Consider the following 8307-nt stretch of genomic DNA (forward strand, 5'->3'; position numbering starts at 1 on the left):
GAACCTACAGTTTTACAGGAGCGCTGGGAGTATATTAATGCAATTAATGAACTCCGTAAAGAAAAGAAAGTTACTAATCAAAAAAAAGCTCAAAAACATCAAGAAAAACAGAAGAATCAAGGTAACTTGCAAAATGCAAGTTACAGTAACTTGCAAGATGAAAGTTATGGTAACTTGCAAAATGAAAGTTACGGTAACTTGCAAAATGAAAGTAAACTAAAACCTAATCTATCTGAATTAGAACTTAATCTTTTAGAATTAAAATCTAATATTTCTAAACTAAAACCTAAATATCTATCTATCTATAATGAAGTAGAAAAATCAGAGTTATTTGATACTACTAAAATTATAATGGGGAAAAATATTGATAGATTGACAGAAGAAAAATTAAATATCATCTTAGAATTATTTGAGATTTATAAAAGCGAAACAACAGAAGCTCAATTTAGTGCTGTTATTTCTCGTGTACTAAAATCTAAAGTAAAATCTAGTTTTCGAGGATTATTAGAAAAAGCCATAAAAACTGAAATTAATGGTCAATCTGAAGAACAACTAAATGAAAAACAAACTAAAGTTACACGTAAAGAACTAGTCCCAAAATGGATGAATGAACGAGATCAAGAAGAAAACAATAACCCTGAAAAAGAAGTTATGAATGAAGATAAGCTAAATGAATTAAAGAATCGTGTTCTTGCTATTGCACAAAATGAAGGAAAAGAAGTTGATATTACTTCTATTACATTAGAAAATTACTTAGTTTCAGGAACTTATTTAGATATGGGATTTAAATGGGATTCTATAGCGCAAATATTTGGAAACAAGTAAAAAATTTGTAATTGCATATCCTCATTCATTAATGTTTTCCCCTTGTTTTTGGGTGGTAGGCTAGCCCCTTATAGTGTCATAAATATATAGAACAGGAACAAAAGCTTAGGACGGAAGCTCTGGCGTTTCAGGGGGGTATACTGGATAGTACAAGTCGATAACCATAACAACCTAGTTTTTGGTATGTCGGCTTGACGCGAAGCAAAACCCCCCCTGAATTTCGGAATGCTAAAAAGCCCAACGGGAAGGTGGAGATTTTTTTGAGTGCTTTTTCTCAAAAAAATACTACCTGTCTTTTGCATGGAGAAAAGCCTTTGTTGTGTGAAAACAATAAGTATCTTGAATATCACGCAATATATAAGTAAAAAATAAACAATAATATACATTAAATGTATGTTAAGTGTATGTTGACTATATATTAGGTGTATAATAAAATGTAATTACAAATAGAAAATTATTGATCAAACACTTAATATATGTTGACTATATATTGAATACATAGTAGAATAAAGGTAGGAACTTAATAAATGTGTTACATATCAATAATAAAATTTTTTATATATGGGGGAATTTAAATGACAACTTTAACAACATTCGCGATTGATTTAGGAAATGGTTTTGTAAAAGCAAAATCTAAAAACAGAAACAAACCATTTGTTGCACCAAGTTCTATTGCTAAAGAAAAAGATATGCTGAAATCCAGCACTAACATTTCAAGACAAAACAATGTTGAAGATGAAGATGGACTTAAATTTAAAGTTTTTGAAAGTGTTACACAAAAAGGAACTAAATACATTTGGGGTGAAGGCCTTAAAGAAGTTGTAGCATCAGATAAATTAATTTCTTCTTTTACGGTTGATAAAAGATATAAATCAGAAAACTACGAGTTATTAGTTGACTTTGTTTTAGGTGAACTAGCTTCTGATTTCAAAGAAAAAAACTTAAATGTTCGTGTTGTTACTGGGATGCCATCAGAGGAATTAGAAACACAAGATCAAGAAGATCTTGAAACAGTTTTCATGGGAACTCATGTGGTAACAGTAAATGGTACAGAGAAAATTATCACTGTTGAGCATGTTGAAGTGTTAGAACAGCCATTAGGAACATTATTTAGCCAATTAATTGATGAAAACTTAGAAATAAGCGCTGATTTTACTAAACGTATTGCAATATACGATTTTGGGGCTGGCACAACAATTCTTGACGTTTTCGAAGGTGGTAAACGTGATCCAGATGAAAGTCAAACACTATCAAAAGGAATGAATAAAATTTATCAAAAAGTTAGAAACCTAAGTAAAATTAAAACTTTAACAGTTCATGATATCGAAGATGCGTTTAAAAATGATTATAACTTCAAAATTGGGTCTAAAACTCATAATTGCCAAGAACATGCGGATGAAGCTATTACAGACTTTTTAGATCGAGCTTTAAGCACATTTCAAGGTGTACTTACTACCAGAGATCATATTGAGAAAATTTATATTACTGGTGGAGGACAAAATATTATTAAAGATAAATTATCATCATACTTTGATGATGAAGAAGATGTAACTTATGTTAAAAACAGTCAAACAGCAAGTGTTGAAGGATTCTTCAAATATGGTGAAGTAATGAATACATGGGATGATGAAGAATAATACGCTGTTAACAGTATAAATTTATATCAATATCTATATCCTTGCTTTAACGCAAGGATATAGATATATCTAACTTAAAAGGAGATTAAATGCAATGACCGAAAATAAAACTAAAACTCACAACTTTACAATAGATCAGCAAGTTGATAAGGATATTGAAGATACATTAAATGATTGGACAAAGACACGTAGAAAGTCACAAAAGATTAGGGATGCAATTAGATTGTTAAATCAAGTTGAATCTGGACAAATTATAACAATTCCAATAAGTGCAATAGCTCAAAATATTCCTATGGGTATGGGCTATAACCAAAATCAAAATCAAACGTCACAAGTACCTACTAATATTCCTAAACATGATGAAGAAGCAACAACAGTTGAGGAAGTTTCAGAAGAATCTGGAAAAGTGGAAGGAACTGTTATAAAATCTAAAGAAACAGAGTCACCAAAAGAACCTAAGGAAACGTTATCAAAAAGTCAGTTGAAAAATATAATGTCTAGAAGATGATAAGTAAAAGGAGTGATAGGAATGGGTCGGATATTAAAGGGGATATTGTTTGTTCCGATTCAAATTAGTAATGTTTTTCAATCATTTTTAGGAACTTTACTTGGAATGATTGTAGCATTTGTTTTTACCGGTACAGTATTACCTTTATTGTTTAAAATGTCATATAGTTTTTTGTTAGGAACTCAAATTTGGTATATTGTAAACTTTGTGTTTAATATGTACAACATTTATATTATTTTAGGAACATTGATTACAATTCTTCCTTGGTTTTCATATAAGGGGAAAATTTACAGGAACTTACAAAGGAATGGAATTTAATAAGGGGTGATCGCATGAACAAAGCACAAAAATTTAGCTTTATTTTGTTAATGTTTGGTTTGTTTATTGTATTAACAGCATGTGGTTCTAAATCTGTTGAATTAGATGGTAAATGGGCTTTAAGTGGAAGTAAACATACACCTTTTAACCATGTTGAAGATATTGAGTTTAAAGATGGCAAAATTTTAACAAGTTCAGATAGTTTTCCATACACAAATTATGAATTCAATAATAAAGAAGATAAAAATGGTAACATGGAGATCTCATTGAAATCTGATCATGAAGCCACTAAAAAGTATTACTTGAAAAAAGTAGATGGAAGTAAAAAAGAGCTTTATATTACCAATGCAGAATTTAAAGACGAATTTAAGGATATGGTATTAACAAGAAAATGAAAAAAAGAAAAGCCTACTAGTCAAAACGGTCTGGGGAGACATTCTGATAGAGAGACTTTTCTTTTTTTTGTATTTTTTTATATCATACACGTTTTGATTTAGAATGTAAAACTAAAACGAAAAAACTTCAAAAAAATTCTAATTTTTTTCCAAAAAATGTGCTAATAATGGTTGCAATTGGTAAGAAAATTCTGTACAATTACATTATAGATATTTGATTTTTTGAAAAATCAACTTGAAGCATTGATACACATGGTTTTAACGGATGATTTTTTAACATCAAAGTCGATGTTTTACAGGCTAAAAGGGGGTGGGGAATCAATGAGTAAAGAAGCTTTTTATACAGATACTTAAAATGTAGTCTAAGCTCATTTTTAGGCGCGTTATTGACATTGATAAATCAGGGTTGCCAATTCATTAAATGGGCGGTTTTAATGTATACTGTATTTACCCAAAATGAAAGGTGGCTTGGATTTATTGGATTCTGGAAATGACGTTAAGGAAAGGAATAAACAACATGCTATCACAATTACAATGAGTGATAGATCTTATCTAGCTGTTGAAATTGCATGTGAGCGAATTAATGAAGCTAAAACAAACTTTATTAGAAAGCGTATCATCATAGATAAGAAGTTTATTAAAAAAGCGGAAGATGAACTTAGAATTAAAAGTTTTGAGGAAATCAGAAAAGAGTATAAAAAGCGAAAGCAATACAAACGTAGAAAAATGAAAAAAGGATGGACGACAACTATTTATCTACCTTCTATTGAATACATCGCGGTTCTGTTTGCTAGTGTAGACAGGAAGAGAACTTTAACCTCTTATATTTCGAAAAGTTTGAGAATTGAAAAAGAATACTTAGTGGAAGCTGATAAAATGTTGGATGAAGATCCTAACATAATATTGGAAAGGAAGATGCGAAAGTGAATCTTTTTAGCGCTTTTGGTAACCTGATTGAAGCTATTTTTAGCGGATTTTCAGGTATGTTAATTGGTATCTTTGGTCTAGCTATTCTTATTACTTGTATTGGTGCTATTTGGGGGCCACAACATAAAAGAGAAGAGTTTAAAGGTTGGTTAGGTTGGTGTGTTATTATCTTCGCTATCGCGTTATTAGCAAAAGTTATCTTAACTTTCGTTCAAACTAACGCACACTAATATTCTTACGAATAACGAAAGGGGTTCATTTTAAAGATGATGGATTCGAGCGTTAAAAATTTAGTTTTAGCAAGGCAAGAAGAACTCGAAAGGGAATTCAAAATAGAATTACCTTTAAACATTGATCCGTACAGATACCTGTTTAACTTTCGAGTTATTGACCTAGCGTTTATCGCTCCCCTTGTCGGACTTGGATTATTAGGTGATTGGCAAATGCTAAAGATGGGGTGGCTTAATAGCATGAACTTCATCCTCCCACTAGTTCCAGCTTCACTAGTGGGGGCTTGCCTTTTAATTAAAGATCCTGACAGAAAAAACATTTCATTAGGAAGACGCATGATGTGGTCATTAAAATTCTCAATGAGGGAGAAAGAGTTTATGTTCGATAAACAAGAAAAAGAAGACTTTTCTAATGATATTAGAAGTAAATTAGGTGTATTTAACATCACATCTGGTTGCTATGAAACATTAGACGATAAGCTTGTTAAAGTAATTAAAGTGTCAAGTGTTAACCTTGAAACTATGCCTAAAAATGATAAAAGGAGAACACTTAGACAATGGGAAGGTTTTTTGCAAGAAGCTGATATAAATTGGTTTCCTATGATGATTCCTCAATATACGAAACCTGTAAATTTAACAACTTACTTAGCGGATGTTAGAGAACAAGCTAAAGATAGAAGTAAAATTCAACGTATGTTCGTTGAAAGTTATATTGATAAGGGTAATGAAATACAAAAAAATAGATCAATGGTTTCAAAAGAAAGATATTTCATTGTTTCGGAACAGGGAACAACTCAACAGAGTTTGAAAGAAGTGAATAGAAAAGCATTATTAATAAAAGGGAAAATAGAAAATATGCTTCAAGGTAGATACACTTTAAAAGCAAATATCCTTGAAAATGAAGAGTTATTCCAACTGTTATATACAACGATTGATTATGAAAATGCACAAGCAAACATTGATTATTCAGATGAATATAATTTAGGTGATTTAAGTATTTCTGAAGAAGAAATGATTCAAGTTGAAAGAGAGAAAGAAGAATTAGAGAGAACAAGGATTTTATAAAATTTTTGTTCTCAAAATTTTTTTAAATGATTTTTTGTAAAATTGAAAAAAACCTTTTGTTTTTAAGGATTAAATAGATAATTTTTTATTATGTAAGGAGTGTGTTAGTTAAAATGGGATTGAAAAATTGGTTAGGGTGGGGAAAAAAGAAGAATAACGCAACAACTGAACAAGCGTATAAAAAATTAAATACAAATATAGTTAACAGAATTGCTCCTGATAGTATTGAAGAAACAGAAGATAATATTATATCAGGTGGTAATTATACACAAACGTTAGTGGTTGTTGATTACACATCTGTTTTAAGTCAAGAATCAATACAAAGATTAACGGATCTTGATGAAAACGTTTCTATCATTCAATATATTGATTACTTTGAAAGCTCTAAAGTTGTTAAACAATTAAACGTAGCTATAGAACAAAATGAAATTAAAGAATCTTCAAAATATGCTAAAGGCGTTACTAAAAAAAGAGCCGAAGCTGAAAACGTTGCGGCGGATATGCTATTAAACAATACAGTATTTAAAGGTAAGAGAATGTTCCAATTCCAATTATTAATTCACTGTGTCGCTCCAACACAAGAGGAATTAAATCGTGTTGTTGAGCGTGTTAAATCAGAAGTAGGTTCTTTTGGTAAGGCAATATATCCAAGAAAAGTTGCGAAAGATGCTTTTGATAGTGTTTTACCTTTTAATAATAACAAGGTATATGATTTAACATATCGTGCTATGAGTTCCCAAGCTGTCTCTTATTCCTTCCCATTCCATGAAAATGAAATTTATATGGATGGCGGTAAAATAAAAGGAAGAAATATGATGACAGGTAATATCGTTAAAGTTGATGAAGAGAAGCTACTGAATAAACATAGTGCTTATGTAGGAGTTTCTGGGTCTGGTAAATCAACAGCGATGTGTACAGATATGACTAGAGATTTTCAAGATGATGTAAGAATTTATACAATTGATCCCAAAAAAGATTATGGTGCAATGTATAAAGCAATGGGTGGAGAGTGGATTAAGTTTGGCCTTGAAAAAGGTGGGGCTGTTGTCAATATTTTTGATGTACCAGCAAGAGCTGTAACATCCGAAGATGATGATAGTGATAAAGTTTCAGAAAGTAACCCATTATTCGATAAAATTACAACGCTTGGTGTATTCTTCAAATTAATGTATCCCCAAATGAACGCTTTACAAGGACAGACACTTAACCAAGCGATTCTACAAGTCTACAGAGATAAAAACATCACACAAGATATAGATTTTAGTAAATTAAAAAGAACAGATTTCCCTATATTACAAGATTTATTTAATTTAATCAGCGATTGGAAAAACAAAGGTAAAGAAAGATATAACCCTGAAAAATATGAAATTTTAAAGGAATTTCATCAAATTCTTTCTTCGTATTGTAAAGGTGAAGATGGTGAAGAAGGACTTTACAACAATCTATTTAACGAACCTACAAATGTTAAATTGGATAATGACCTAATTGATTTTGATATTTCAGCGGTTTATAGAATGGAAGAAGTAAACAAATTGATTTACTTCTTATTATTATCACATTTACGTTATGAAATTTTAAATGGTGATGGTAAGCGAACTAAACTATACATTGATGAAGCACATATTATTGCTGATCCGAAAGTTGTTGTTGCAATGGAATATTTATTTGAATTAATGAAAGTTGTACGTTCATTTAACTGTGGTGTAGCGGTTGCGACACAATCAATTAGTGACTTCCTTTCAGCAAAAACAGACCATCGAAACTATGGTGAAGCGGTTCTTGACCAAGCAATTCAAATGTTAATTTTACCGATGAAACGAAAAGAAGTTGAATTCGTAAACGAAACATTACAATTGGGTCTTAGTGAGGATGATAAGAGTTTCCTAGAGTTATTTGAAGCAACTAAGAAAGAACAAGCTGGTAAAGGTTTCTATTATTTAGGTAGTAAGAAAGTAAAAATGGAAGTGTTTTTAACAAATTTGGAAGAAGAATTATGGTTTAGAAAAAATTATAATGTGTTTTCAGATGCAATGTAAATAAAGGGATAAAGTAATAAGTAAGGAGATTGGTTTATGAAGGACTTTCTTGAAGGTATTGGTAAAACAGCTCTCTTGAAAATTGGTGGTACAGTTGGTGGATTATTAATTATTATTTTTATCCTTTTTATGGCTGTTTCTACAGTTAGTTTAAAGGGTGGTCATGATGCGAGTAATCAGACAAGTGGAATGACGACTGGTGGTGCTGTTTGTAACACCACTGGTCAAATAGATGAAGCGAAATTTGGTGCTATGGTCGCCCGCGCTGGGGTTATTAGTACCAAAGGTGAAGTTATAAAACAGGTAGCAAAAGATGAAGGTATTGATCCAGTATTAATGTTAGCAATTATTATCGCTGAAACTGGC

Annotated in this window: 9 protein-coding genes and 1 pseudogene; all 10 read left to right on the forward strand. The window is 30.9% G+C overall.

The features are described from left to right. Positions 1-825: hypothetical protein (locus MR107_RS28115; RefSeq protein ID WP_242293006.1), on the forward strand; the 825-nt coding region annotated here is incomplete at its 5' end. A 575-nt stretch (positions 826-1400) separates the two neighbouring features. Then, the gene (locus tag MR107_RS28120; RefSeq protein WP_242293007.1) at positions 1401-2462 is read left to right on the forward strand and encodes a ParM/StbA family protein; all 1062 of its coding nucleotides are present in this window, start codon (positions 1401-1403) and stop codon (positions 2460-2462) included. Positions 2463-2556: 94 nt separating this feature from the next. Continuing rightward, complete coding sequence (locus MR107_RS28125) at positions 2557-2970, forward strand: hypothetical protein (protein WP_242293008.1); 414 nt, start codon at positions 2557-2559, stop codon at positions 2968-2970. A 21-nt stretch (positions 2971-2991) separates the two neighbouring features. Then, positions 2992-3288, forward strand: a complete 297-nt coding sequence (locus MR107_RS28130) for a hypothetical protein (protein ID WP_242293009.1) — start codon at positions 2992-2994, stop codon at positions 3286-3288. Between the two features lie 14 nt (positions 3289-3302). Further along, positions 3303-3683: a hypothetical protein gene (locus MR107_RS28135; RefSeq protein WP_001030453.1), complete on the forward strand. Its 381-nt coding sequence runs from the start codon at positions 3303-3305 to the stop codon at positions 3681-3683. Between the two features lie 477 nt (positions 3684-4160). Beyond that, positions 4161-4610: a hypothetical protein gene (locus tag MR107_RS28140; protein ID WP_000377018.1), complete on the forward strand. Its 450-nt coding sequence runs from the start codon at positions 4161-4163 to the stop codon at positions 4608-4610. After that, complete coding sequence (locus MR107_RS28145) at positions 4607-4840, forward strand: hypothetical protein (RefSeq protein WP_001048303.1); 234 nt, start codon at positions 4607-4609, stop codon at positions 4838-4840. Before MR107_RS28140 ends, MR107_RS28145 begins: the two co-directional genes overlap by 4 nt. A 378-nt stretch (positions 4841-5218) precedes the next feature. Next, positions 5219-5905, forward strand: a complete 687-nt coding sequence (locus MR107_RS28150; RefSeq protein WP_242293010.1) for a hypothetical protein — start codon at positions 5219-5221, stop codon at positions 5903-5905. Positions 5906-6018: 113 nt separating this feature from the next. Next, a complete protein-coding gene (locus tag MR107_RS28155; protein WP_242293011.1) occupies positions 6019-7941 on the forward strand; it encodes a VirB4 family type IV secretion system protein in 1923 nt (640 codons plus the stop codon). 36 nt (positions 7942-7977) lie between these two features. Continuing rightward, positions 7978-8307 (forward strand): annotated as a pseudogene (locus tag MR107_RS28160) (hypothetical protein); the annotation flags it as partial.

Source organism: Bacillus cereus group sp. BfR-BA-01441 (assembly GCF_022663075.1).
Classification (GTDB): Bacteria; Bacillota; Bacilli; order Bacillales; family Bacillaceae_G; genus Bacillus_A; species Bacillus_A cereus.

Bases quoted from the DNA above. Each gene is read 5' to 3' on its own strand.
- MR107_RS28125 (WP_242293008.1), top strand. From the start codon at position 2,557: ATGACCGAAAATAAAACTAAAACTCACAACTTTACAATAGATCAGCAA.
- MR107_RS28155 (WP_242293011.1), top strand. From the start codon at position 6,019: ATGGGATTGAAAAATTGGTTAGGGTGGGGAAAAAAGAAGAATAACGCA.
- MR107_RS28135 (WP_001030453.1), top strand. From the start codon at position 3,303: ATGAACAAAGCACAAAAATTTAGCTTTATTTTGTTAATGTTTGGTTTG.
- MR107_RS28130 (WP_242293009.1), top strand. From the start codon at position 2,992: ATGGGTCGGATATTAAAGGGGATATTGTTTGTTCCGATTCAAATTAGT.
- MR107_RS28150 (WP_242293010.1), top strand. From the start codon at position 5,219: ATGTTCGATAAACAAGAAAAAGAAGACTTTTCTAATGATATTAGAAGT.
- MR107_RS28120 (WP_242293007.1), top strand. From the start codon at position 1,401: ATGACAACTTTAACAACATTCGCGATTGATTTAGGAAATGGTTTTGTA.